A 24,498-nucleotide genomic window follows, 5' to 3' on the forward strand; every position below is an offset into this window, starting at 1 on the left:
AGGCTTATTTTTCTTTTTCCTTAATTACCCTTCTTTATGGAAATTGCTATTGCGAACAATGAAGCAGAGCAGTTTAAAAAAATTTTAACCCTACAATCGAAAACAAATGAATGTGGGTTAAAAACATCTACATATTTAATTAATACGACCTTTGGGAAAGGGAATGTTATTAGTTATTATTTCGATGGATTATTAATAAACATTATCAATGCTCAATTTAAAGAGGATATACTCTTTACTGGAAAACACAACTTTAATACATTAGAATTATCTATTTTAACTCAAGGACAGAAAATTATACGAGTTTCTGAACTTAAAAATGACATTGTTTTGGAACAAAATGAAAGTTATCTCGTTTACGCCAATGATGTACAAGGGAAACTTATTTTTTACAAAGACAACCCTGTAAAAGAAATAAAAATTAGAATGTATGATGAGTTTATAAACAAACATCAATTACAACCAATTTTGTTTAAGGAGGAAGTAGCTGGTTTAAAAAAATTAAACAAAAGCTTTTCCATGCAATTGACTTCTAAAATGGAAGAAATTGTTACTGAAGTTTTAGGTAATACCCAACAAGGACTGTTAAAACGTCTTTTTTTAGAATCTAAAACACTCGAGTTATTAAATCAACAACTCAATTTTAAACACAAACAATCTGACAATCTATTAAAAAAAGTATATAAAGCAGAAGCCATAATTCAATCAAACATCCATCAACAAATTACGATACAACAACTCTCCCGGAGGGTCCTACTAAATGAAAATGTGTTAAAAGTAGAATTTAAAAAAATATTTGGTTCTTCTATTTTCAATTATAGTTTAGCCTTAAGAATAAAAAAAGCAAAACTTCTTTTAGCAAATACATGTAAACCCATCTACGAGATCGCAGATACTGTTGGATATAAAAACCCTACGCACTTTACGGCAGCGTTTAAAAAAGCCGAAAAAATGACCCCGAAAGCTTATCGAAAAACATTTAATTAGATAAAAAAAGCCTCTTAAAAGAGGCTTTTTTTATCTACTATGTTAATTTGTTGTTTCGTTCTGACCAAGCCTTATCTCTATATTCTTTTGCCATCTTTCCTCCATCAATATGATTCCAACCTGGTGGTTTTAACATATACTTTATCTTATCAGAAAAGGTTGGTGCTTTTTTTACATCATTCCACAATTCTTTCCACATTAGAAATTGAACATCTGAAAAACTCTCACTATTCAATGTATCGTGCATAATTCCATAGCTTATTTTCTCATTGTCTAATTCTTTCTGAAAAGTTTTAAAAATGCGATCCCAAATACTAAATGTCTCTCCGTAATTTCTATCCAAATAAATATGGTTTTTTGCATGGTGTACCCTATGAACAGAGGGGGTAATTAAAATTTTATCTAACCATCTTTGCTTTCCTATCACCTTCTCATTAACATGCGTTAGAGTTGCATACAATCTTGCAACAGGCTCTATAACAAAAATCATAAATGGATGAAATCCTAAAATTGGTAACCAAATAAAGTTAAATGGGGTAAAAAACACATCAAAAACAGATCCTCTTGCGACCACCGTTAAGTTCATATCTTCTGCAGTATGGTGTACTCCATGAATGCACCACAACACCCTTACTTTATGCCCTAAATAATGAATAAAAAATACTGTAAAATCATATAACAAATAAGCTAAGACCCACACATACCATTGGTACCCTAAATCAAATAACCTGTTTTCATACAGCAAAAACATAGTTCCTACAATCATAACTTTTGATAATAAAAAGTATGGAATACTTTGCACTAAGTATGATATTATACTTACTACTCCTTCCTTTTTATGCTCTACATAATTGGTCGCAATCAATATTCCCCATTCAATAAGCATTAATGCTAAAACAATTACACTCATATGTTGTAATTGCCCCATAATATTCTCAATTGATGATAAATCCATAATATAAAATTCTTCGAGGTATTACTTATGTAATTTCTCTTTACGCAATTGCGCATTAATTATTAATTCCATTCGTCTTAGACTCTCCTTTTCCATACTCATACAAGCTTCTACCCACATATTAGTAATATCAAACAGCTCTTCCTTTTGAAGTGGAAATACTCGTTTTAAACATTTGTAATGATTGTAGATAAAATGGAAGCTATTCTTAGAAATGTATTGGACAATAGCATCAAAACCTGCTACTTCCTTAAAAGCCATATTAATCAATCCTTTTTGTTGTAGTTGCTTAGCATCGTATACATCTCCACTATATAAAATATCCATTGCCGATGAAAGATTTATCTTTCTACACAAAAAACTATAGGCCCCCATTCCTGGAAAAAGGTGAAACTTGTTTTCTGGTAAACAAAATTGGGCAGACTCTTTAGCTATAATGATGTCATGTGCCATTACACATTCAAAACCTCCTCCATAAGCGTTTCCTTCTACCAATGCTATACTTAATACAGGGAGCCCAAAAGCATTGTGTATATTGTAAACAGCTTCAATGCATAAATCGGCATACTCTGCAAGTGCCTCTTTATTATTTTCTTTAATGTTTTTATAGAAAAAAGGTAAGTCTCCACCCATATTATAAACCTCATCATGAGAAGATGCAGAAACTAAATACTTTAACGGGTATTTATTATCGGCAAACATCATATGCATATCTTTCGACAAAATTTGAAACTCCTTTAAAACTTCTATTGAAAAATTGGGAACCCCACTCGTTTTTATTCTCCATAACACCATTTCATGCTCTGGATAATAGGCTACTTCAAAATTTTTATAATTCTTTATCATTGTTCTTTTTCTTTCTTTTATAACTTTCTTTTAAAAAACTTGATATTTGTGCAACAGCCGCCTTTGAGGCTACCGTCTCTCGCAATGGATTTAGTACTATAAAATCATGTATTGTTCCTCCATACCTTGTAGAAATCACGGGTACTCCTGCTGTTCTTAGTTTTTTAGCATAAGCTTCTCCTTCGTCTCTTAACACATCATATTCTGCAGTAATTAAAAGTGTTTGAGGTAAATTTTGAAGTTCCTCTAAACTTGCTTTTAAAGGTGCTACTGTAGGTAATATTTGTGTTTCCTTTTTAGGAGTATACACATCCCAAAACCACTTCATAGTGGCTCTAGTTAAGTAATGTCCTTTAGAAAATCGTTCGTAAGAATTTGTATTCAAATTAGTATCGGTTACTGGATAGAGTAAAACCTGCCCTTGAATTTTAGGGAATCCTTTTCGTTTTGCCATCATGGTAACAGCAGTTGCCATATTACCACCTGCACTATCACCTCCAACAATAATATTATTAGAGTCTAAACCGTATTTTTTTCCGTGTTTCGACACAAATAATGTAGCTGTATATCCTTCTTCATTTGCAACTGGATAACTTGCTTCTGGTGCTCTTGAATATTCAACAAAAACGATTGCTACCTCAGCTTTTAATGCAATATCTCTCATTAGTCGCTTATGAGTTTCAAAACTATTAAACACCCATCCTCCTCCATGGAAATAAACTAATGTTGGTAATAGCTTCTTTGCTTTCTTTGGCTTTACTACTACCACATTCACTTCTTTATTTTCTTCTTTAAAAATGGCTTTGGTAAAACTTACTTTGTCATAGGTTAATGTAGAATCCTTTTGCATATTCTCCATAGCGGGTCTACCTATATTTAAAGGTAGTTTTTCTAATGGGGAGCCGTTATATGAATGTATTGCCTCTAAAAACTCTTGAACTGCTGGATCTAATCCATAGCTTCCTGCTAGTTTTGCTTGTGCATAGTTTTTGGTGCCTAAAAACAACAGCAACACAATTGTAATATATCTCATAAATTAAGTAGTTGCTTGTTTGATAGCTTTTGATGAAATCTCTTTCTTTCGATTAAGTAACAAAATTCCTTTTTCTCTTAACCAAAGTATTCCGAAGGTTAGTAAAGTAATACCAATAATTATTGAAAGTAATTTTATTTGACTCGTTTGTGATGAAAACCCAAAGACTAAAACTCCCCAGTACACTAACACCCATTGTATTAAATAAAAATAGGTAACATTCTTACTTGAATAATAGATAACATCGTATATCTTATTATGAGGTATATAAGTAACAAGTATATGCCCAAACCACACTAAGAACAAGTTAACCCCAATTAAGGCAATTGTACCTCCTGGTCCTAAGTGATAATAGTCTCCAAAATGATAATCATAATTATAATAACATAAAGCCACACCAATAGCTATTGATAATATACCCGAAACAAGCATTCTTCTATAAGTCAATACAACATTGTTTCCACTTTCTTGATACCACATTCCAAAAAACAATCCCATTAAAATAAATGACATCCATGGAAAAACTGGGAAATACACATTATAGTTTTTTCCCCATAATAAATCGCAGATATAATCTAATCCAACAATTCCTGGTCTATAACCACTTAATTCTCCCGAAAAGAATACAATAAACAAAGCTAAGATTAAAGCAGCGTATTTGTTTTTTATAAACTTTATAATAATTCCCATGATAATTAGTGAGATTCCTGCTAGTTGTAAAATATCTCCTAATAATGTAAAAAATAACAGATTGTAAGAATCTCCAACAGTTAGTCCATTCCCTTCTATAAATGCTCTTGGGAAACCTCCAAACAACAACATTGGAATAGCAAACCTTAAAATATTCAGCAAGTATCCTTTCGCCAAAATATCTAATCCTCTTTTAAATATTTTAGTCATACTTAACTTACTTGAAAACACAAAAGAAAACCCCATTACTACTAAAAACATTGGAGTTCCTCTTTCCATTACTTGAGCTATTTTTCCTATCAATGTATTGTTCCATGTATCCATTGTAGAATACACAATCATTACATGCACAGGAATCATAGATAAAACACTTATTCCTCTAGCCATATCAATAGCTAGTATTCTTTTTTTTGTATTCATTCTTTATTCTTTAAAATTCCAACTTAACTTCTTCGTTAATGGCTTTCTTTTTCTTTTTACTTCTGGGGTATCTTCTTTTATATGTCCCATAAAAAAGATGCCTAAAAATTGTTCTCCTTCTTTTAGATTTACTTGCTCTTTTCCATATGCTATCGTTGCTGGAGAAGAATCCCAATAACTCCCTAAGCCCAAAGATGTACAGCTTAACCACATATTTTGTACCGCACACGAAACCGCAGCAAGCTCTTCCCATTCCGGTAATTTGGCCTTTTTATTTGGCGCGAAAACAATAGCGATTAATGTGGCGTTATTAGCATAGGTTTTTGTGGCTTCATATCGTTCATTAGAAAATTGTTTTTCTGTATACAACTTTCTATAATATGATGCCATAAACTGACTCAATTCTTCTTGATGTTTTCCATCCAACACTACAAAACGCCAAGGTTGTGTAACCATATGTGTTGGCGCCCATAATGCATTCGTAACTACATTTTCTATAGTTTCTTTATCAATTTTCCTTGGAGCGTAATCGTATGCATAGGTACTTTTACGTTCTTGTATCACTTTTGTAAGTTCCTGAAAGTTCATTCTAAAAAGCTGCTATAGTGTTTGATATTTCTACTGCTTTTTTAAATTGAGCAAGCGGATTCTCTAGAGTTCCTTCTAACTTTAAGCTTTCGATAGGATCTGCTAAACTCAGCATTTGCTTTGTGTTTCCTAATTGAAGTCTATTTAAACAACAACGATCAAATTCTTTTACAAACAAGTCGTAACGTTCATATTTTTCAGAAAACTCAGGGTGTTGTTCTTGATATTCATACACACATTCTGCTACTAGTTTCCAAAAACTATTTTCAGAAAAATTCGCATAACTATCTAATTGCTGTGCCATAAAACGGAAGAAACAATCAAAAACATCTGTAAAGATTGATAACACCTTCATTTTATCTGAAGTCTTGGTAAACAATCTATCTGCATGTTCTGGTAAGTGCATTGTTTCATTAAAAACAATTACTTCTTCAGTGATATCTTTCATTAATACATGAACAGGAGTGTTTTCTTCTAACACCATAATCAGGTTTTCTCCATGTGGCATAAACACAAATTCGTATTTATAAAAACAATGTAACAACGGAGCTAAATAGGCTTTTAAATATCGTTGAACCCAAGTAGCAACTCCATAAGGAGATGCTTCTATTAATGAAGCTAACAATGAGTTGTCTTTATAATCTACATGCAATAAAGCAGCCATCGTAAACACTCTTTGATTCGATGCTATTTTGCTAAATGGACTTTCTCTCCACAACGCTGACAACATCTTATTATGTGGATTTGTTTTTCCTAACACCTCATAATAATGATTATGGTATCCAACAGTGGCTACCTCTCCAAGCATGGTAAAACCGTTCTCTTGTAAGTATGAATCTTCTGCTAATAAATTTGTTATCCATGTGGTAATATGTGGAGTACTTTGCATATAATATGGAGACAATCCTCGCATGAATCCCATATTTAAAATAGATAAAGCAGTTTTCGTATAAAGTTTTTCTGGATGAGAAGCATTAAACAAAGTTCTAATTGATTGTTGTGCCGAAAATTCATCGTCACTCTCTCCAACTAAAACAATATTTTTTTGTGCAATATCAGCTCCAAAAACTGCTACAATCTTATTCTTCCACTGCCAAGGATGTACTGGCATGAAAATGTAATCTTCTGAAGCTAGATTATGCTGTTGTAAAACTTCTTTAAACATAGTAACCTTCTCTTCTCCCAGTTCATTTAGTAGCAATTGTTCATATTCAAAACCTTCTACTGCTGTATAGGTTGCGTACTTTTTATGACCTGCAATCCATAAAATTTGGAAAGGTTGGTTACTTTCTGGAGCATAGACATGATAATCGTCTATATTAAACCCTATTCTTCCATTATTTGCAACAAAACATGGGTGGCCTTCGGTCATACCATGTTCTATTTCTTGAAAGCTTTTTTCTGCTAATTCTTTTGCAGAAAATTCTTCATTTACATATTTATATGCCGCACCCGAAAGTGTGCTTGTTATTTCTTCTAAATAGGTTCCTAAAAATTCATCAGGAATACCTAGTGTAGTTTTAAATTCTGTGATAAAATGAAGTGCATCTAAATACATTTTTTCAGAACTAGTATTTTTTTTCAAAATACTTTCAGCATCTACTAGCCAATGATCTAAGAAATATTTCTTAGCTTTAAATTGATAATTAAACTCTTTAGTATCTGACTGTATTTCATATACGTTCCATCCGTCCTCTTCATTCAAAAATTCGGGGGTTAAAATAAGCTCATGAGAAAACTCACTTATAGCCTTTTTTATCAATTGACGATTTACAAGTTCCCAAACTTGAGGTTGTAAATGTGCTATATTATTTTTCATTATTTTCTAATTGATTTAAAGCTTCTGTATACATTTCTTTTGTACAAAAAGCCAATGCCGCTTTTTTATAAGACAGTTCTATTTCCTTTTGATATACAAAACCCGCTTTCTTATTCAACTTGTGAATTTTTTCATTGTTTATATCTGGTTCAACCACCACTCTTTCTACTTGTGGTAAACTGAAAAAATAATCGATAATCGTTGAAAATACATGCCAAGTAAACTGTGGTATTCTCTTTTCTATAGGTGCCACTAAAATGTGCATTCCATAATCACTTTCTTGAGCATCATAGTGTTCTGCTATGATGTCTTTTGAAGCTTTATAACGTTCCATTAAAAACACAGGAACGTTGTTTAACATTCCTATGTAACTATGATGGTGAGGGTTTTCTTCAATCTCTTGATATTCGGCACGTACTTCTTCTAAAGATTTATCTAACATTCCCCAATACTTTGCATAAGGTTGTGTTACCCAAGTATGCAACATTGGTGTATCTGCATCTACTTGAAATGGGCGAATACTTATAACTCCCAATTCAGTAATTTCTTTGCTAAATACTTCTTGATTCGTTTGTACCATGATTACACCTCTTGAGTTTTAAATGCCGCTATTGGGTTATGCAGTTTCCCAGCAAATTGTAATAAAGCTACTGGGTCATCTAAATCAATCATTTGCTTATGATTGTTTAATTGTAACCTATTTAAACATGATAATTTGAAGTCTTCTGCAAATAAATCGTATTGCTCAAATTTTTGAGCTAATTGTGGGAATTTGCTCTGATATTCTTGGATATTTTCTGCCACTAATTCCCAAAAACGAGTTTCGCTATAATCAGCGTGTTCTTCTAAAATAGGTGCTAAGAAACGGAAGAACCCATCAAACATATCTGTAAAAATTGATAATAACTTTACATCTTCTGGCACTGGAGCATACATTCTCTTTAAGTGCTCTGGTAATTCAACCTCTGGATTTAAAATACAAGCCTCCTCCGTAATATCTTTCAATAATGCATACACAGGAATATTATCTTCTAATACCATAATTAAGTTTTCTCCATGCGGCATAAACACTAAATCATAGTAATAAAAACAATGTAACATCGGACTTAAATAGGCCTGTAAATATTTACGTAACCAATTGTCAATTGAAATTCCCGAGTCTTTTATTATTTCTGGTAACAATGCATTTCCATGATGATCAATATGAAGTAAGGCTGCCATAGTTAAAGGCTTCTGATTTTCTTTAACCACTGAATATGGGCTTTCTCTCCATAAAGATGCTAACATCTTGTTATAGTCATTATGAGGTCCAAACTCATCAAAATAAGGATTCACATAACTTACAGACCCTATTTCACTTAACATTCTAAATCCATTTTCTTGGATGTAAGCATCATTGTATAGCAAATTCTCTAACCACACTGCCATTTTAGGCGCCGTACCTAAATAGTATAACGGTAAGCCTCTCATGAATCCCATATTTAAAATAGATAAAGCTGATTTTGTATAGAATTTCTGTGGATTTGTAATATTAAATAAGGTTCTAATAGATTGCTGTGCTAAGTATTGATCTGGGCCATATCCTAAACAAATCAAATCTCCTTTTGCTACTTCAGGAGCAAAGATATTAGCCAACTTATTGAACCATTGCCATGGGTGAATTGGTAAAAACAGATAGTCTTCTGCATTGTGTCCTTTTTCTTTAATGGTTTTATTGAATTGAGCTATGGTATCAGCATCTAATTCTTGTTGTATTAATGTTTCATAAGGAAGTGATTCTATAGCTGAAAAAACTGCTTTTGATTTGTGCCCTGCTAGCCATAGTAAAGAAAATGAGTTTCCTGCTTCTGGTGCATATGAGCGATAATCACTACTATCAAACCCAATTCTTCCATTGTTAGCAACAAACCCAGGATGTCCTTCAGTCATAGATTGCTCTATCGTTTGAAAATCAGCTGTGGCTAATTCTTTTGCGGTTGGATTTCCTTTGGTTATTTTAAATGCGCTTCCGTATAAAGTGCTAATAATTTCTTCTAAGTATACTGGCATTTTTTCGTCCGCAATACCCAATACTTTTCTAAATTCTTTTATAAAATAGATAGCATCAATTTCTGTAATGTTATCATTTACATATTTTTTTATAGAATTTTCTTCAATTCTATAGTGATTTAATGCCATTGGTTTTGCATTGAACTCATATCGAATATCTGTACTGTCTGCATAGACACGATATTTTTTGAATCCATTGCTTAGTTCTTCAATAACTTCTGGGTTAATTAGTAACTCGTGTGAAAATTCACATAATGCTTTTTTTACTAATAAAACATTTGCTTGTTTCCAAACATTTGGTTGTATATGTTGTGTTGATTGTTGTGGTGATACCACATTATCTAATGTGTTCATTGCACTTCTTTTAGATGGTGAAAAGGATTGTATTTTTTGTTGATAGTTGGTTCTTGTTAAAAATGCCAACTGCGCTGTTTTATGAGGTAGTTCAATTACATTTCCTAATTGAAACCCTATGCGTTGACACAGTGCAAACATTTTTTTATTTCGAATATCTGGTTCTACAACAATTTTTTGAATTGTTGCATTGCTAAAAACAAAATCCATGATAGATCGAAACATAAACCAAGTAAAATTCGGGGTCTTTGGTTCTTTAGGTGGAGCTACGATGATATGCACTCCACAGTCAGATTCTTGAGTTTTATAAAATTGATTAATACTATCTAATTGAGGATTGTAACGCTCTAAGACAAAAGCGGGCTCATTGTTAAACATTCCAACAAAAACATCATAATGTTCGGGAGCGGTTAACTCTGTATACTCTTTTTTTACATCTTCTATAGTAGCATTTGGCATTCCCCAGAAAATAGCATACTCTTGAGTTACCCATTTTTGTAAAAAAACACTGTCTTTTTTTACTTGAAAAAGACGAATGGTAATTGTACCAAATTCCTTATACTCTTTTGAAAAAACTTCGGTAGGTGTTATTGACATGTCTTAGGCTTTTGCTAGTTGTTTATGAACATTTCGTACCGATTTAAACACAAAAAAGTACAATACTAAGGTTAGTGAAAATCCTCCTAAAGCGATTGCAAAAGGCATTTGTAAACCGAAATTATCTACGATAATTCCAACGTTTAAAGAAGCTAGTAAAACTCCTAAATTTTGAAAGAAATGTATTTTACTATAATCTACTGAATATGATTCTGGTGTACTTAATTCAAACAATAAAATATCGAATTTTACCACTCCTTGGAAAATCGCCCATCCGTAAACAACTCTACCTAAAACAACTACTCCATCGTATGGGATTCCTTGTAACAAAAGACCTATTAACCCAATAAATAAAGCATTTATTATTCCTTGGTGTCCATGTGCTTTTCTTTTATTATTTATCCATAGTGCTACTAATGCAACAAATCCTGGAATTGCATAAATGGTTCCAGACACTAATTTGCTTTTAAAAGCAGAAAAGCTCTCCCAATACAATGAAAAGAAAGGTCTAATTAAAAAATCACTGAAGTATAAAATCAAGGTTATTAATCCTAACTTTAAGATAAAACCTTTAGGTATAAACTTCTTATCTGCATTTTCAGGCTCTTCTGAAATGATTAAATCTGTAGCGTACTTTTTACTTCTTAATAAATAGGCACTCATTGTCATTTGAATGAAATCTCCTGCAGCCATGATTAAAAAGATACTGCTTGGTGCAATATAGTCTACGGTTATTCCTCCTAATACTGCTCCTAATATTCCTCCTAAATGCACTACAACCGAAAGTAGTCCAATAGTACTTGGATGCTCTACTTTGGTAATAATTTTCAATATGTAAGGGTATACTAATAAATAACTTCCTTTAAATAACACCATAATCAGCGAAACTATCCAGAAGTTGATATAGGAGGTGGTGTAATAACAATAGATAGCTAAAACACCTGCTACCGCTTGGGTATATACTAAAATATTAAGTTCTGAAACTTTTTTAGAAACATATGCCCAAAAAGGAAACGCTATCATTACCATAAAGCAAATAGCTGCGAAATAATATCCTACATTTTTTGGATTCGTCATTCCGAAACGAAGCTCAAAAAATTGCGGATAAAAAGGATGCAGTAGATAATCACTTACTACTGCAACCAATGTCATGAGTATTAAAAATGTTTTTAGCTTCATACTCTAGGCAAAAACGTTTAATTGAATTTCTTCTTCTTGAGAAACACCAAACTGTTGGAATGCTATCTTTTCTTCAATAGGGTAGTACTCTTTTCCAGTAATTTCTCTGATGATATAAGAGTTTCTATAAGCAACCATTCCTAAATCTGGAGTTACGAAACCATGCGTATGTAGTTCAGCGTTTTGAACAAAGATTTCTTTATTGTTTTTATCAATACTATAATTTCTTTGTACATCAAAACGACTCTGGTTATCCCAAAGAATTCTATTTGAAACCCCCTCTAAAAACTCAGGTAGTTTGTACCCATACCCTGTTGCTAATACTAAACCTTCCGTTTCATGTTTAAAGTACTTGTCTTGCTCTACTTGGTGTAACTCAAGAGTAACAGTACCATCATTCAACTCCGTATTTTTCAACTCAGTATTTGTACGTAACGATACTTTAAGCGGTGCGTTTGTTGCTACTCTTTTTGCATATAACGTATCGTGAATTGCTCCAATTAAGTCTTGGTTAATTCCTTTGTATAAATGCTTCTGATTTTTAATTAAAGAATCTCTTTTCTTAGCAGGTAAATTGTAAAAATAGTCTACATACTCAGGAGAAGTCATTTCTAAGGTTAACTTAGAATATTCTAATGGGAAGAAACGCGGTGAACGTGTAATCCAATTTAGTTCATATCCTTTTGTATCGATCTCTTGTAATAAATCAAAGAAAATCTCAGCTGCACTTTGTCCACTTCCTAAAACTGTAATTCTCTTTTCTTTTTGAAGCTCTTCTTTATAGTTTAAGTATCCAGAAGAGTGTAGTGCTTTCCCTTTTAATTTTTTACTACATTCTGGAATATAAGGTTGCGTTCCTGTACCTAGTACTATTTTTTTAGCTTTATAGATTTTAATCTCATCGGTTTTAGTACAAATACTTGTAACGACATATAACTCATCCTTCTCATCATAGTCAATATGTCTAACCTCTGTACTAAAATGAATGTTAGATAATTTTTGAATCGCCCATTGGCAATATTGATTGTATTCGTTTCTTAACAACAAGAAGTTCTCTCGTATATAAAAAGAATAGATTCTGCCTTGTTCCTTTATATAGTTTAAAAAACTAAATGGGTTGGTTGGATCTGCTAAGGTTACCAAATCTGCCATAAAAGGTACTTGTAAGGTCGTATCTTCTAATAGCATTCCAGGATGCCAATCAAACTTTTCTTTTTTATCTAAAAAAACACCATTTAAATCTTCAATAGGTTCTGTTAAACATGCCAAACCTAAATTAAAAGGTCCTACACCTATAGCTATAAAATCTGCAATTGTATTTTCCATTATAATAATTCTGTTTTAGGTTGAAAACTCTTTCCTGTTTCTTCTATCATTTCAACAATATTTAGAATATTGTTTAAAGTATTTTTAGGGTTTAGTAAAGTAAATTTTAAGTAAATATTCCCGTTAAGCTTGGTACTAGCTACAGAAGCTTTCCCTGCTGCAAACAAAGTATTTTTAATATGTAAGTTCACCATATCATGTGTCGGCTCGTGTGCTGCTTCAGAGTTTTTATATCTGAAAACTAGCGTACTTAATTCAGGTGTATGAGCCAATTCAAAATTTGGATTCAAGCTCATTTTCTCATGCACTCGTTTTGTTAGATTATGTACTTCTTCTAAATAATTCGCAATGGTTTTTACGCCCAACGTTTTAAGTGTTAACCAAACTTTTAACGCATCAAATCTTCGAGTAGTTTGAATTGATTTTTCAATTAAATTCGGGCGCTCTTGATCTTTATTTTCAAGCGGATTTAAATAATCAGCATAGTAAGACACATACTTAAAATGCTCCTGGTTTTTTGCCAAAAATGCACTGCAGCTTACAGGTTGAAACAATGTTTTATGAAAATCTATCGTAATTGAATCTGCCATTTCAGCTCCTTCGAAATAATGTTTGTGGGTATCGGTAAGTACATAACACCCTCCATAAGCACCATCAATATGCAACCACATTTTTTGCTCCTTGGCAATTTTACCAATGGTTTGCAACGGATCAAAACTTCCGTAATCTGTAGTTCCTAAAGTAGCCACAACTGCAATTGGAATATTTCCCTCTTGTTTTGTTCTTTCAATAGCCAATACTAATTCATTTGCATCCATTCGCATAGTATCATCTGCCTTTACAGGGATTACTGCATCATACCCCATACCCAATAAAGCCGCATTCTTTTGAATACTGAAATGTGCTTTTTCAGAACAAAAAATTCTAAATTTACTTATCTCGTCAGACCAACCATTTTGTTTGATATTGATTCCAAAGTTTTCAAAAGCATAATGATCTCGCGCCATTAGTAATGCCATAAAATTCGATTGTGTACCTCCGCTGGTAAATACACCATCTGAATTTTCAGGAAGCTCAAAAGCATTACAAATCCAGCGAATCACTTCCTGTTCTATAAAAGTAGCTGATGTACTTTGATCCCATGTTTCAACCGCTGTATTGATTGTAGTTGCTATCATTTCAGCTACAATAGAAGGCAATGTAATTGGGCAATTTAAGTGAGCCACATAATTTGGATTATGAAAAGAAATAGCTTTCTGAATATACAGCTCATTTAATTGTTCTAAAGCAACATCTAATGATTGTGTTCCCTCAATGTTTTCTAATTTTGCATTGAGCTTATCATTTTGAATCTCTGATAATTCATCTCCTTTATAAAACTTTCTGTTTGACAAAAATTTTTGAATATAAGAGAGTGTTTTTAACGTATATTCCTCGTACAATTTGACAGATTCATCATTAAACAAATAGTTGTTTAATGACAACTCTTTTAGCGAAGGACTTTCTTTAAGAATCATTTATTTTTATTTAGTCTTAATAGTTATTATATTGCAAAAGTAATTTCGGTTCTCTGAAAAAAATGACGCATTTGGGAATTAAAATGACGTAAAACATATAACCATATAGAAATCGATTAATCTCATAAAATGAAGTTTTCAAAAGAAGATCTACTAGCGCTTGAATCACAGTTAAGTCACCCTACAGGAACTAAAGGAATATCTGTAGCGGAGAATATGGCTACGAGCAATCTGAGTATGATTACTACCAGTTTTGAAAGTTTAAATATTCAGGATAAAGAAACTGTTCTTGAAATAGGCCATGGTAATGCTTCACATGTTCAAAAAGTATTACAAAAAGTCAAAGGTGTTTCTTTTACTGGTTTAGAAATTTCAAAAACAATGCATAAAGAAGCATTAAAGAATATTGTCTCTTTAAAAAACGACTTAGAGTTAACATTTAAACTTTATAATGGGGTAAACTTTCCTTTTGAAAACAACAGCTTTGATAAAATAGCTAGTATTAATACACTCTATTTTTGGAAACAGCCAAAAGTCATTTTAAATGAATTATATAGAATTTTAAAATCAAAGGGAAAGATTGCATTGTGTTATGCAGATAAGGACTTTATGGAAACACTACCCTTTGTAGGCTCTAAGTTTCGTTTATATGATAAAGAAGAAATACTAAAATTAATAAACTCCTCTCCACTACAACTAGCTTCTTTTAAAAGCTTTGAAGAAACTGTAAAAAATAAACTGGGAGAGATAGTACAAAGAAACTATAACATAATCGTTTTAAATAAATAATATGGAAGACATTGCATTAATCTTTGGATCGGACACTGGAATGACGGAAGAAGTTGTTAGCTCAATTGTTGATGATTGGTCTGCTTCTGAATTGAATGTTATTGAAGTGTTTAATTTAAACAAAGAGACTTTTAATCAATACAACAACTTTATACTGGGCTTATCTACCTGGTATGATGGAGATTTACAAAGTGACTGGGAAGATTATTTTGACAAAGAATTTAAGGAAATTGATTTTACAGGAAAAACAGTAGCCCTATTTGGATTAGGAGATCAATATGGATATGGAGAGTACTTTATAGATGGTGTGGGCATACTCGCTAAAGTAATTCTTGAAAATGGCGGGAAAATTATAGGAAAATGGTCTACTGAGACTTATGATTTTGACACCTCAAAAGCACAAATTGAAGGTGAAGATTACTTTTATGGTTTAGCAATTGATGAAGATAACGAACCTGAAAAAACACCTGAACGTTTAACCCATTGGTTACAACAAATAGAAAAAGAATTTCAACAAGTAGATTAGCTCTCTGGAGCTAATTCTACTTCTAAGCCATCCATTTCTGGAGTCATTTGTATTTGACATCCTAAACGACTATTATCTTCTACATAAAACGCCTCTGCTAACATCGCATCTTCATCATCCGTCATTTCAGGTAATTCATGGTCTGATTTTACATAACACTGGCAAGATGCACACATCGCCATACCACCACAAATACCAATGGTACCCTCAGGAGCTAATTCGTATGAACGAACTACTTCCATTAAGTTCATAGCCATATCTGTAGGCGCTTGTACTTCATGAGTTACACCTTCTCTATCTGTAATTTTTATTGTAATATCTTGTTCCATGTTCTTATAAAAAATAATCTCCTCTCAGTAATTGATACAATGGAGTTACGGCAACCAAAAATATTAAAATAAATGTAATTGCCTTCACCCAAATAGAAGTTGCCTTTTTTGAAGGTATTACTTCTAATCCAAGGTTTTTTTCTTGTAATAAAATGTCTCTTGTTTGATATATAGGTATATCATATCGAACAGGTTCTACTGTACCATTCTTTATTTTTATCCTACTGTAACACCAAGATAAAATCATTATCAAAATAGTCGCTAATAAAGTAAAAGCAAGCAAATCACTCCAAGACAAAGAAGGGCCTAAATAAGAATTCCCAAGTAAATTTAATCCAATCATAACTTTAGTTTTTTCTAAAAATACAAAAACTAATGAGTTTCTTGCTCTTTTAATTGCCTTCTCAACACTTTCGCTCTTTTGTCTTCTCCATCATGACTCCATCCTGGTGAATTAAAAATGTAATTTAATTTATCCCTCCACGTATCTGCACGCTTTACATCTTTCCAAATGGCTGTATATTCATGGGTTGCTACTTTAACTGGGTTGTAAGTTTCTATGTTTACAGTTAATCCATATACTGGTTGATCAATTTCTTTTAACTCTTCTGAAAAAGTACCAAACATACGATCCCAAATAATTAAAATTCCAGCATGGTTACAATCTAAATAACGAATATTCGATGCATGATGCACTCTATGATGTGAAGGAGTATTAAAAATAAGCTCTATCGGTTTTGGTAGCTTATCTACCAATTCTGTATGCACAAAAAATTGATAAATTAAACTCACGCCCATCATCGTAAACATCATTAATGGATCAAAGCCTAGTAACGGTATCCACATCCAAAAGAAAAATTTATGAACACGTTCTCCAACTCCTTGTCTTAAGGCCGTTCCTAAATTCATATGTACCGAAGAGTGATGTGGCACATGACCTGCCCAAAATAGACGTACTTCATGATTCAATCTATGAAACCAATAATAGGCAAAATCATCTGCTAATAACAATAGAATCCAAGCCCACCACTGACGTCCTACGATATCTTTTAAAGGACTTAATTCATACAAATAGAAAAAGGCAACGAAGGCTAATACTTTAGGTATAAATTCAACAATTGCAGAAAACACCATCATCAACAAAGAAACACTAGTATCTTTACCATAATACTTCTCTTTTGCAAACTGATATTCAACCAGCATAGAAATAAAAAATATAGGTAAGGCAAAGTATAATAATTTGTCTTCTGAAAGTTGTTGTATATAATCTGCTATAGTCAATGCTTCTCTTTTTATTTTAATTATGAAAGGTTCTTATTTTACCAAGAACCTTTTTACTACTTTTTAATTTATTGCTTTTACAACTGCTTTTGGAGCTTCTTTCTTCGTTCCGTCAAAACCAGTAACTCCACCCACGGTTGTATATTTCATTACATATTTCTTATCTGGGTGAATACGTTTATAAGCACTTTGGCACATCAACGTTGCTTCGTGGAATCCACATAAAATAAGCTTTAACTTCCCTGGATATGTATTTACATCTCCAATTGCATAAATACCTTCTATATTGGTTTGGTAATCTAAAGCATTATTTACTTTAATAGCATTCTTCTCTATCTCTAATCCCCAATTGGCAATAGGACCTAATTTAGGAGCTAAACCAAATAATGGAATAAAGTGATCACAATTCAATACAAATGGTTCTTCATCTTTCTTATGAATTTCAACACCACTTACTTTATCTTCACCTATAATTCCTTTAATTTCTGCAGGAGTAATTAAGTTTATCTTTCCTTCGTCTTTCAGCTTTTGTACTTGTTCTACAGAATCTAAATGACCTCTAAATTCGTTACGTCTATGTACTAAAGTTACTGATTTAGCAACATTTGTTAAGAAGATAGACCAGTCTAATGCAGAGTCTCCACCACCAGCAATTACTACATCTTTTCCTCTGTAAATTTCTGGTTCTTTAATCATATACTCTACCCCGTTATCCTCAAAGTCTGCAATATTCGGAATAGGTGGCTTTCGAGGTTCAAAACTACCTAATCCTCCAGCAATAGCAACTACTGGTGCTTGGTGTTTTGTTCCTTTATTGGTGGTTACAATAAAAGTACCATCCTCTTGCTTTTCGATTGTATCAGCGCGTTCTCCTAAAGTAAATGTTGGTTCAAATTGTTTGATTTGCTCTAGTAACTTATCAGTCAAATCACCAGCCAAAATCTCAGGATAAGCCGGGATATCATAAATTGGTTTTTTAGGATAAATCTCCGAACATTGTCCTCCTGGTTGTGGTAGTGCATCAATTAAATGACAACGTAATTTTAACAAGCCAGCTTCAAAAACTGTGAATAGCCCTGTTGGACCCGCTCCAATAATAAGTATATCTGTTTTTATCATAGCGATAAAGTATATTCTTTATTTATAAATGAGATTCCTGCCTTAAAAACAAGGCAGGAATTTTTATGTATTCAAAAATAATTGTAGTAATAATATTAAAAACTGATTTTTATCAGTTACGCTACATTTATTACCTCTTCAATTTCGGGAGCATATTTTTTAATGGTTGCTTCCACACCATTCTTTAAGGTCATTTGATTTACAGAACAACCACTACAAGCTCCTTCTAACTGTACTTTTACAGTTGCCTCTTCAATAGAGATTAACTTTATATTTCCTCCATCACTTACTAAAAATGGACGAATCTCTTCTAAAGCTTTTTCTACATTCTTTTGTGTTTCTGTCATAACTTTTACTTTGTACTACATCCACTCATTGTAGTAATTCTTACTACTTCAGTTGGAGGTAAATTTGCATTTCGTTTTAATAATTGAGAAACCATTTCTTTAGTTACATTTGAAAATGCAGTCTCTAAAGGTGTATCATTTTGTAAAGCAACAGGATGACCAACATCACCCGCTTCACGAATACTTTGTACCAATGGTATCTCTCCCAAAAATTTAGTATCAATATCTGCTGCTAAATTCTTAGCACCATCTTTTCCAAAGATATAATATTTATTATTTGGTAACTCTTCTGGTGTAAAATACGCCATGTTTTCAATAATACCTAACACAGGTACATTAATTGATTCTTGTTGAAACATAGCAACCCCTTTCTTAGCATCTGCCAAGGCAATGTTTTGCGGTGTACTTACTACTACTGCTCCGTTAATTGGTAATGCTTGTACAATTGATAAATGTACATCTCCTGTTCCTGGAGGTAAATCAATTAGTAAGAAGTCTAATTCTCCCCAATCAGCATCAAAAATTAACTGATTTAAGGCCTTAGAAGCCATTGGCCCTCTCCAAATAACAGCTTGATCTGGATTTGTAAAAAAACCCAGTGATAATAATTTAACACCATAACTTTCAATAGGCTTCATCTTAGAACGTCCTTCCACTTTTACCGCTAAAGGTTTCTCACGTTCAACATCAAACATAATGTGCTGAGAAGGTCCATAAACATCTGCGTCTAAAACACCTACTTTGAATCCCATTTTCGCTAAAGAAACTGCAAGATTTGCAGTAATCGTAGATTTACCTACTCCTCCTTTTCCAGAAGCAATAGCAATGATATTTTGAATATTAGGAATTTCTTTTCCTCTAATCTGGTTTGGGTTCTCTTTTTGCTGAACCTCAACCTTTAAATTCACTTTTACATCTAAACTTTCACCTACATGCTTATGAATTGCTTTTATAATCTCCGACTCTACCTTCTTCTTAGCTTGTAAAGTTGGATTTGAAATTGTTACATCTACAATTACCTCGTTACCAAAACCAACAACGTTTGTTACATTGTTGTTTTCTACTAAACTTTTACCTTCACCAGGTGCAGTAATTGTTTCTAACGCTTTATATATATCTTGTTTTTTAAAACTCATTAGAGTATTTACTTAAATTAAATCTAAATTGCAAAGATACATTTTAGACCTCAGATTTTAAAGTCTTTACATTGGTAATATTTATAAGCTAATTACTCTTTTTTATAACAATTTTTATAAGACGTTAAGCTCTAATATTTTTTACTATATCTTAGCCTTCCATGGAACTCATAAATCAAATCAATACTTTTGCCTATCCTATAGCTATTCCCTTCTTTATCATTTTAATAAATATTGAAGTTTATTTGGGGTATAAGGACAAAAAACAAACTCATGAAAAGAAAGATTCTTATACCAGTATTGCTACAGGACTTGTTTTTTTCGGAATTAATTTACTTACAAAATCGATAAAGCTTCTTATCTTTTTTTGGGTATATAATAACTTCCGGTTTTTTACTATTGATTACAATCTTTGGACCAGTTGGGTTGTACTTTTCTTTTTAGATGATTTTACTTTTTACTGGGGACATAGAATAGCACATACGGTTTCTTTTTATTGGGCAAGTCATGTGGTACACCACTCTTCTGAAAAATTTAACTTTTCAACTGCAGTAAGAAAAACATGGACATATGATGTTACTGGACATTTTTTGTTCTGGATTTGGCTTCCCTTAATAGGTTTTCATCCTTTACAAATATTTGCGATAAAAACTTTAAATTTTATTTACCAATACTGGATTCACACAGAGAAAATAGACAAACTTCCTAAGTGGTTTGAATTCTTTTTTAACACCCCTTCTCATCATAGGGTACATCACGGTTCAGATTTAAAATATCTTGATAAAAATCATGCTGGTGTATTAATTATTTGGGATCGTATGTTTGGTACATTTCAACCTGAAGAAGAAAGACCTAACTACGGGCTAACATCCAATATTAAAACATATAATTTATTCGATGTAGAATTTCACGAATGGAAAAACATGTTACACCGTGCATGGAATAGTAATAACTTAAAGAACGGTTTTAAATACTTAATAATGCCTCCTGGATGGAGCCATGACAAGCGTACGCTAACCACTAAAGAGTTACGACAGAAAACAAAAGAAAGTTAATAATGCTATAATTCAATAGCTGGATCCCAAAAAATCTCTTTAAAGTTTTGAATTTTATTATCAACAACCTCAACGCCTTCACTTTCTAATAATTGTTGCATTAAATTCGTTCCATCAAAATGATGCTTTCCTGTTAGTAACCCCACTCTATTGACTACTCGATGAGCTGGAATATCTTTTCCTGAAGAATTGTTCATTGCCCAACCAACCATTCTTGCTGATCGTGCGGCGCCTAAATATTTAGCGATTGTACCATAGCTAGTAACTCTTCCATAAGGAATTAAGCGGGCTACATCATAAACTTTTTCAAAAAAATTATCTGAGGATTTCTTTTGTTCCATGTTCTAAAAATACAGTTTTACGGCGGAATATATAGCGACAAAACCCGTAATAATTCCAATACAAATCGTTAAGTATTTTGAGTATGCCAAGAGCTTATCTTGTAGCTTTTGTGCTAAAAACATGTAATTACTTAAAATAGCAAAGGTTCCAAGCACCGAACCAACTCCAAAAACAGAAGTACATGTTATTCCAGACATTGCCCAGCCGTGCATTACAAAAGAGGAATGTGCCACGGCGAAAAAAGGAATTGCAAACATATTTATGGAGGATAATGAAAGTCCGAAGAGAAATCCGTTTTTCACCGTTTTAGAAGCACGCTCTTTTGGTGTATTGAATCCCTTATATAAAAAAACAACTGAAAGTATGGCAAAAATTAGCACAGCTATTTTTTTTACCCAATTGATAAGTTGTGGGTATTCGTCTAAAAAAGAGGCCAACAATATTGCTAAAAAAACTTGAACCAATACAACAACAGAAGCACCCAAAATAAATTGACGTGCCACTTTTTTATTGTTTTCAATGGTAATCTTACTTGCCGTAATATTAAGCATACTAGGTGGAGTGTAACCAATATAAGATGTTACAAAACCTAATACCAGATGCGATAAAATCATAAAAATTTAGAGTGTTTAATACTTCACTCTAAATTTGACGTAAGTTATCGGCTTTCCTTGCTCTAAATATTGTTTTTCGTAGAAAGTTTGTGTACCAGTAACCTCTTCTGGACTGTATACATTTTTATATACATCATGATTTGCATGTAATATCTCATGTCCTTCACCATGTAATAAACCTAAAGTATACCCATGCATAAACTCACTATCTGTTTTTAAGTTTATACATCCATCTTCTTTTAAAACGGTATGGTACTTTTTCAAGAACTCAGAATTAGTCATTCTATGCTTCGTTCTTTTGTACTTTATTTGAGGGTCTGGGAAAGTAATCCAAATTTCATCTACTTCATTTTCAGCAAAAATCAAATCCACTAATTCAATTTGAGTTCTGATAAAACCAACATTATTCATGTCATTTTCAATCGCAGTTTTAGCTCCGCGCCAAAAACGAGCACCTTTAATATCAATTCCAATAAAGTTCTTGTTTGGATTTTTCTCTGCAAGTGCTATTGTATATTCTCCCTTACCACAACCTAATTCTACTACAATAGGGTTATCATTCTTAAAAAAAGTATTCCACTTTCCTTTATATTTAAAGTTTGTAGTTACTTCTTCTCGAGTTGGTTGAATAACATTCGCAAACGTTTCATTTTCTTTGAAACGCTTCAATTTGTTTTTACTTCCCAAATTAAAAGGTAATTATGCTCTATCTTCTGTTCCTTCCTTCATAAACGTAACTGATTCTTTCATCCAATAAGCGAATAACACTAAAAGGATTACTAAAAACACCCAGTTTATAGCGTTAGATGTCCACCATCCACCATCTGATTTAGCTAGAGATAAACGTAATGCGTCAAATGGTATGAATAAAATATCAGTGAATAAACTACCAATCCATCTAAAAATATTGCCTGCTATCATATCTTAAGTATCTTTACAGCTGCAAAAATATAAAAAGAAACCATGTTAGCCAATTTTTTCGGAAAATCTAAGCCTATTAATTTTTTAGTGATTTTTGGGTTGTTCCTATGCTATTTTGTAGTGATAGCGTTTTCTAAAGAGTTGACTATAGAAACCTTTAAAGAACTTGCTTGGTTTTTAATCATTTTTTCTGTTTTCAATTTTATTATTGCGAAAAACCAACTTACGTTCGATAACTCCTATGCATACTTGTTTTATGTTATCCTGATTGGCTTTTTTGCGGAGGTAATACAACTTAATTATTTACTATATGCCAACGTTACTGTACTACTTTTTTTAAGAAAAGTATATAGTTTACAATCTTCAAAGAATATACTTCATAAACTATTTGATGGTGGGCTATGGTTAGGTGTTTCTTTTCTTATCGAACCATACACAATACTATTCATTCTTTTATTATATATATCAACTTTTTTACACCAACGTTTTACCTACCAAACACTTTTCACCCCTGTATTGGGTTTTTTTGCTCCAGTATTTTTGTATTTTACATATTGTTTGTGGTACGATAAAACTGAAGATTTTACCAATTTATTTTTATGGTATAGCGAATATGATTTTCAATTTTACTTTTCAAATAAATATTTAATTCCAATGCTTTTTATTGGGTTCTGTACCTTTTTTACACTGGTATTAAAAACACCTAAAACCCTTGCTGTTAAAAATTTATTTAGAAGAAACTGGATAATCGTTTTATTTCATCTTTTGCTAGCAGGAATCATTATTATTTTAATCAATGAAAGAAATGTAAGCGAACTTCTTTTTGCTTTTTTTCCAACAGCAATCATTTTAGCCAATGGTCTTGAATTAGTAAAGAAAAAATTGCTAGCAGAAATTATTTTAGTTGCTTTCTTACTACTTTCTTTTATGCACTTCTTTTTCTAACTTACATCTTTGTTCCAAAAGCTAAGTCTCCAGCATCACCTAATCCTGGAATAATATATCCTTTTTCGTTAAGATCTGCATCAATATCAGCAATCCATAAGTGCGTATTATCAGGAAAATGTTTTTTGATAAGATCTACACCTTCAGAAGAACCAATTACTGCTGCAACATGAATTTCTTTCGGGGTTCCGTATTTTAAAATTGCTTCATATACGGCAACTAATGATTGCCCAGTTGCTAACATTGGATCTGCCAACAATAGTGTTTTTCCTTCTATTGACGGAGAAGCAAAATATTCTACAACAATTTCAAATTCTGCATCATTGTTTGGGTGATGACGGTACGCAGAGATAAAGGCATTTTCAGCATCATCAAAATAATTTAACAATCCATTATGCAAAGGAAGACCTGCTCGTAAAATCGAACATAATACTACATCATTGGTAATAACATCAATATTTTTTACTCCTAATGGAGTTTTTATTTCTTTCGAAGAAAAAGACAATCCTTTACTAAGTTCATATCCAAGAACCTCACCAATTCTTTCGATATTTCTTCGAAATCTCATCGAATCCTTTTGGATATCTACTGATCGTATTTCTGCCAAAAACTTATTTAAAATTGAATTTTCTTTACCAATATGATGAATATGCATGCTCTTTTATTTTGTGCGAAATTACAAAAAAGAAAAACTCCATCTAAGCAGATGAAGTTTATAAATTTCTAAGAATAGG

27 protein-coding genes are annotated in these 24,498 nt (G+C 32.3%); 5 read left to right on the plus strand and 22 right to left on the minus strand.

Annotation, left to right across the window (positions count from 1 at the left end):
• The first annotated feature begins 36 nt into the window (after positions 1 to 36).
• Positions 37 to 987, plus strand: a complete 951-nt coding sequence (locus tag ABNT22_RS18055) for an AraC family transcriptional regulator (RefSeq protein WP_348718122.1) — start codon at positions 37 to 39, stop codon at positions 985 to 987.
• 37 nt (positions 988 to 1,024) lie between these two features.
• Here ABNT22_RS18055 and ABNT22_RS18060 read toward each other — a convergent pair whose 3' ends face one another.
• Genes ABNT22_RS18060 through ABNT22_RS18110 form a run of 11 tightly spaced genes read right to left on the minus strand, consistent with a single transcriptional unit; the run spans position 1,025 to position 14,360 of the window.
• On the minus strand, positions 1,025 to 1,942 hold the full coding sequence (locus ABNT22_RS18060) for a sterol desaturase family protein (RefSeq protein WP_348718124.1): 918 nt from the start codon (positions 1,940 to 1,942) through the stop codon (positions 1,025 to 1,027).
• A 21-nt stretch (positions 1,943 to 1,963) separates the two neighbouring features.
• Positions 1,964 to 2,788, minus strand: coding sequence for a crotonase/enoyl-CoA hydratase family protein (locus ABNT22_RS18065; RefSeq protein ID WP_348718126.1), 825 nt, complete (start codon positions 2,786 to 2,788; stop codon positions 1,964 to 1,966).
• A complete protein-coding gene (locus ABNT22_RS18070; RefSeq protein ID WP_348718127.1) occupies positions 2,772 to 3,821 on the minus strand; it encodes an alpha/beta hydrolase in 1,050 nt (349 codons plus the stop codon). The genes ABNT22_RS18065 and ABNT22_RS18070 overlap by 17 nt, the downstream gene beginning before the upstream one ends.
• A gap of 3 nt (positions 3,822 to 3,824) precedes the next feature.
• The gene (locus ABNT22_RS18075; protein ID WP_348718128.1) at positions 3,825 to 4,931 is read right to left on the minus strand and encodes a heparan-alpha-glucosaminide N-acetyltransferase domain-containing protein; all 1,107 of its coding nucleotides are present in this window, start codon (positions 4,929 to 4,931) and stop codon (positions 3,825 to 3,827) included.
• 3 nt (positions 4,932 to 4,934) lie between these two features.
• Positions 4,935 to 5,519, minus strand: a complete 585-nt coding sequence (locus ABNT22_RS18080) for a nitroreductase (protein WP_348718129.1) — start codon at positions 5,517 to 5,519, stop codon at positions 4,935 to 4,937.
• A 1-nt stretch (position 5,520) separates the two neighbouring features.
• A complete protein-coding gene (locus tag ABNT22_RS18085) occupies positions 5,521 to 7,338 on the minus strand; it encodes an IucA/IucC family siderophore biosynthesis protein (RefSeq protein WP_348718131.1) in 1,818 nt (605 codons plus the stop codon).
• Complete coding sequence (locus ABNT22_RS18090; protein ID WP_348718133.1) at positions 7,328 to 7,918, minus strand: GNAT family N-acetyltransferase; 591 nt, start codon at positions 7,916 to 7,918, stop codon at positions 7,328 to 7,330. The genes ABNT22_RS18085 and ABNT22_RS18090 overlap by 11 nt, the downstream gene beginning before the upstream one ends.
• A 2-nt stretch (positions 7,919 to 7,920) precedes the next feature.
• Positions 7,921 to 10,338 carry a GNAT family N-acetyltransferase gene (locus ABNT22_RS18095; RefSeq protein ID WP_348718134.1) on the minus strand — a complete coding sequence of 806 codons (2,418 nt, stop codon included), beginning with the start codon at positions 10,336 to 10,338 and terminating at the stop codon, positions 7,921 to 7,923.
• 3 nt (positions 10,339 to 10,341) lie between these two features.
• The gene (locus ABNT22_RS18100; RefSeq protein WP_348718135.1) at positions 10,342 to 11,517 is read right to left on the minus strand and encodes an MFS transporter; all 1,176 of its coding nucleotides are present in this window, start codon (positions 11,515 to 11,517) and stop codon (positions 10,342 to 10,344) included.
• A gap of 3 nt (positions 11,518 to 11,520) precedes the next feature.
• Entirely contained in the window at positions 11,521 to 12,843 is a 1,323-nt protein-coding gene (locus ABNT22_RS18105; protein WP_348718136.1) for a lysine N(6)-hydroxylase/L-ornithine N(5)-oxygenase family protein, read from the minus strand.
• Positions 12,843 to 14,360: an aspartate aminotransferase family protein gene (locus tag ABNT22_RS18110; RefSeq protein WP_348718137.1), complete on the minus strand. Its 1,518-nt coding sequence runs from the start codon at positions 14,358 to 14,360 to the stop codon at positions 12,843 to 12,845. The genes ABNT22_RS18105 and ABNT22_RS18110 overlap by 1 nt, the downstream gene beginning before the upstream one ends.
• Positions 14,361 to 14,489: 129 nt before the next feature.
• On the opposite strand from ABNT22_RS18110, the gene ABNT22_RS18115 reads away from it, so the two are divergent.
• Complete coding sequence (locus tag ABNT22_RS18115; protein WP_348718139.1) at positions 14,490 to 15,149, plus strand: class I SAM-dependent methyltransferase; 660 nt, start codon at positions 14,490 to 14,492, stop codon at positions 15,147 to 15,149.
• Between the two features lies 1 nt (position 15,150).
• Entirely contained in the window at positions 15,151 to 15,675 is a 525-nt protein-coding gene (locus tag ABNT22_RS18120) for a flavodoxin (RefSeq protein WP_348718140.1), read from the plus strand.
• Here ABNT22_RS18120 and ABNT22_RS18125 read toward each other — a convergent pair.
• The 6 genes from ABNT22_RS18125 to ABNT22_RS18150 all read right to left on the minus strand — a co-directional run bounded on the left by ABNT22_RS18125 (position 15,672) and on the right by ABNT22_RS18150 (position 19,887).
• Entirely contained in the window at positions 15,672 to 16,004 is a 333-nt protein-coding gene (locus tag ABNT22_RS18125) for a 2Fe-2S iron-sulfur cluster-binding protein (protein WP_299106259.1), read from the minus strand. The genes ABNT22_RS18120 and ABNT22_RS18125 overlap by 4 nt on opposite strands.
• 4 nt (positions 16,005 to 16,008) lie before the next feature.
• Positions 16,009 to 16,347 (minus strand): hypothetical protein, encoded by a 339-nt coding sequence (locus ABNT22_RS18130; protein WP_348718141.1) that lies wholly within the window; start codon positions 16,345 to 16,347, stop codon positions 16,009 to 16,011.
• A 29-nt stretch (positions 16,348 to 16,376) separates the two neighbouring features.
• Positions 16,377 to 17,285: a sterol desaturase family protein gene (locus tag ABNT22_RS18135; RefSeq protein WP_348718143.1), complete on the minus strand. Its 909-nt coding sequence runs from the start codon at positions 17,283 to 17,285 to the stop codon at positions 16,377 to 16,379.
• Between the two features lie 63 nt (positions 17,286 to 17,348).
• On the minus strand, positions 17,349 to 18,404 hold the full coding sequence (locus ABNT22_RS18140) for an NAD(P)/FAD-dependent oxidoreductase (protein WP_348718145.1): 1,056 nt from the start codon (positions 18,402 to 18,404) through the stop codon (positions 17,349 to 17,351).
• A 116-nt stretch (positions 18,405 to 18,520) separates the two neighbouring features.
• Entirely contained in the window at positions 18,521 to 18,751 is a 231-nt protein-coding gene (locus ABNT22_RS18145) for a NifU family protein (protein ID WP_348718146.1), read from the minus strand.
• A 5-nt stretch (positions 18,752 to 18,756) separates the two neighbouring features.
• The gene (locus tag ABNT22_RS18150; protein WP_348718147.1) at positions 18,757 to 19,887 is read right to left on the minus strand and encodes an Mrp/NBP35 family ATP-binding protein; all 1,131 of its coding nucleotides are present in this window, start codon (positions 19,885 to 19,887) and stop codon (positions 18,757 to 18,759) included.
• A gap of 161 nt (positions 19,888 to 20,048) precedes the next feature.
• Here ABNT22_RS18150 and ABNT22_RS18155 point away from each other — a divergent pair, with 161 nt between their 5' ends.
• On the plus strand, positions 20,049 to 20,942 hold the full coding sequence (locus ABNT22_RS18155; protein WP_348718149.1) for a sterol desaturase family protein: 894 nt from the start codon (positions 20,049 to 20,051) through the stop codon (positions 20,940 to 20,942).
• A gap of 5 nt (positions 20,943 to 20,947) precedes the next feature.
• Here the strand turns inward: ABNT22_RS18155 and ABNT22_RS18160 are convergent, their stop codons facing one another.
• From ABNT22_RS18160 to ABNT22_RS18175, 4 genes are read right to left on the minus strand one after another with little or no spacing between them, the layout of a single operon-like run.
• Entirely contained in the window at positions 20,948 to 21,283 is a 336-nt protein-coding gene (locus ABNT22_RS18160; protein ID WP_348718150.1) for an MGMT family protein, read from the minus strand.
• 3 nt (positions 21,284 to 21,286) lie between these two features.
• A complete protein-coding gene (locus tag ABNT22_RS18165) occupies positions 21,287 to 21,898 on the minus strand; it encodes a hypothetical protein (protein WP_348718151.1) in 612 nt (203 codons plus the stop codon).
• Positions 21,899 to 21,913: 15 nt separating this feature from the next.
• Entirely contained in the window at positions 21,914 to 22,585 is a 672-nt protein-coding gene (trmB, locus tag ABNT22_RS18170) for a tRNA (guanosine(46)-N7)-methyltransferase TrmB (RefSeq protein WP_348718152.1), read from the minus strand.
• Between the two features lie 12 nt (positions 22,586 to 22,597).
• Positions 22,598 to 22,819 (minus strand): DUF6341 family protein, encoded by a 222-nt coding sequence (locus ABNT22_RS18175; protein ID WP_348718153.1) that lies wholly within the window; start codon positions 22,817 to 22,819, stop codon positions 22,598 to 22,600.
• 42 nt (positions 22,820 to 22,861) lie between these two features.
• Between ABNT22_RS18175 and ABNT22_RS18180 the strand changes: the two genes are divergently transcribed.
• Positions 22,862 to 23,764, plus strand: coding sequence for a DUF6427 family protein (locus tag ABNT22_RS18180; protein ID WP_348718155.1), 903 nt, complete (start codon positions 22,862 to 22,864; stop codon positions 23,762 to 23,764).
• 1 nt (position 23,765) lies between these two features.
• Here ABNT22_RS18180 and upp read toward each other — a convergent pair whose 3' ends face one another.
• The gene (gene upp, locus ABNT22_RS18185; RefSeq protein WP_348718156.1) at positions 23,766 to 24,419 is read right to left on the minus strand and encodes a uracil phosphoribosyltransferase; all 654 of its coding nucleotides are present in this window, start codon (positions 24,417 to 24,419) and stop codon (positions 23,766 to 23,768) included.
• Positions 24,420 to 24,498: the final 79 nt, after the last annotated feature.

Origin of the sequence: Tenacibaculum sp. 190130A14a, assembly GCF_964048965.1 — a bacterium.
Classification (GTDB): domain Bacteria; phylum Bacteroidota; class Bacteroidia; order Flavobacteriales; family Flavobacteriaceae; genus Polaribacter; species Polaribacter polynesiense.

What these genes read in the sequence shown, in the direction of transcription:
- ABNT22_RS18055 (WP_348718122.1), top strand. Translation starts at nt 37, where the DNA reads ATGGAAATTGCTATTGCGAACAATGAAGCAGAGCAGTTTAAAAAAATT.
- ABNT22_RS18060 (WP_348718124.1), bottom strand. Translation starts at nt 1,942, where the DNA reads ATGGATTTATCATCAATTGAGAATATTATGGGGCAATTACAACATATG.
- ABNT22_RS18065 (WP_348718126.1), bottom strand. Translation starts at nt 2,788, where the DNA reads ATGATAAAGAATTATAAAAATTTTGAAGTAGCCTATTATCCAGAGCAT.
- ABNT22_RS18070 (WP_348718127.1), bottom strand. Translation starts at nt 3,821, where the DNA reads ATGAGATATATTACAATTGTGTTGCTGTTGTTTTTAGGCACCAAAAAC.
- ABNT22_RS18075 (WP_348718128.1), bottom strand. Translation starts at nt 4,931, where the DNA reads ATGAATACAAAAAAAAGAATACTAGCTATTGATATGGCTAGAGGAATA.
- ABNT22_RS18080 (WP_348718129.1), bottom strand. Translation starts at nt 5,519, where the DNA reads ATGAACTTTCAGGAACTTACAAAAGTGATACAAGAACGTAAAAGTACC.
- ABNT22_RS18085 (WP_348718131.1), bottom strand. Translation starts at nt 7,338, where the DNA reads ATGAAAAATAATATAGCACATTTACAACCTCAAGTTTGGGAACTTGTA.
- ABNT22_RS18090 (WP_348718133.1), bottom strand. Translation starts at nt 7,918, where the DNA reads ATGGTACAAACGAATCAAGAAGTATTTAGCAAAGAAATTACTGAATTG.
- ABNT22_RS18095 (WP_348718134.1), bottom strand. Translation starts at nt 10,338, where the DNA reads ATGTCAATAACACCTACCGAAGTTTTTTCAAAAGAGTATAAGGAATTT.
- ABNT22_RS18100 (WP_348718135.1), bottom strand. Translation starts at nt 11,517, where the DNA reads ATGAAGCTAAAAACATTTTTAATACTCATGACATTGGTTGCAGTAGTA.
- ABNT22_RS18105 (WP_348718136.1), bottom strand. Translation starts at nt 12,843, where the DNA reads ATGGAAAATACAATTGCAGATTTTATAGCTATAGGTGTAGGACCTTTT.
- ABNT22_RS18110 (WP_348718137.1), bottom strand. Translation starts at nt 14,360, where the DNA reads ATGATTCTTAAAGAAAGTCCTTCGCTAAAAGAGTTGTCATTAAACAAC.
- ABNT22_RS18115 (WP_348718139.1), top strand. Translation starts at nt 14,490, where the DNA reads ATGAAGTTTTCAAAAGAAGATCTACTAGCGCTTGAATCACAGTTAAGT.
- ABNT22_RS18120 (WP_348718140.1), top strand. Translation starts at nt 15,151, where the DNA reads ATGGAAGACATTGCATTAATCTTTGGATCGGACACTGGAATGACGGAA.
- ABNT22_RS18125 (WP_299106259.1), bottom strand. Translation starts at nt 16,004, where the DNA reads ATGGAACAAGATATTACAATAAAAATTACAGATAGAGAAGGTGTAACT.
- ABNT22_RS18130 (WP_348718141.1), bottom strand. Translation starts at nt 16,347, where the DNA reads ATGATTGGATTAAATTTACTTGGGAATTCTTATTTAGGCCCTTCTTTG.
- ABNT22_RS18140 (WP_348718145.1), bottom strand. Translation starts at nt 18,404, where the DNA reads ATGATAAAAACAGATATACTTATTATTGGAGCGGGTCCAACAGGGCTA.
- ABNT22_RS18145 (WP_348718146.1), bottom strand. Translation starts at nt 18,751, where the DNA reads ATGACAGAAACACAAAAGAATGTAGAAAAAGCTTTAGAAGAGATTCGT.
- ABNT22_RS18150 (WP_348718147.1), bottom strand. Translation starts at nt 19,887, where the DNA reads ATGAGTTTTAAAAAACAAGATATATATAAAGCGTTAGAAACAATTACT.
- ABNT22_RS18155 (WP_348718149.1), top strand. Translation starts at nt 20,049, where the DNA reads ATGGAACTCATAAATCAAATCAATACTTTTGCCTATCCTATAGCTATT.
- ABNT22_RS18160 (WP_348718150.1), bottom strand. Translation starts at nt 21,283, where the DNA reads ATGGAACAAAAGAAATCCTCAGATAATTTTTTTGAAAAAGTTTATGAT.
- ABNT22_RS18165 (WP_348718151.1), bottom strand. Translation starts at nt 21,898, where the DNA reads ATGATTTTATCGCATCTGGTATTAGGTTTTGTAACATCTTATATTGGT.
- ABNT22_RS18175 (WP_348718153.1), bottom strand. Translation starts at nt 22,819, where the DNA reads ATGATAGCAGGCAATATTTTTAGATGGATTGGTAGTTTATTCACTGAT.
- ABNT22_RS18180 (WP_348718155.1), top strand. Translation starts at nt 22,862, where the DNA reads ATGTTAGCCAATTTTTTCGGAAAATCTAAGCCTATTAATTTTTTAGTG.
- upp (WP_348718156.1), bottom strand. Translation starts at nt 24,419, where the DNA reads ATGCATATTCATCATATTGGTAAAGAAAATTCAATTTTAAATAAGTTT.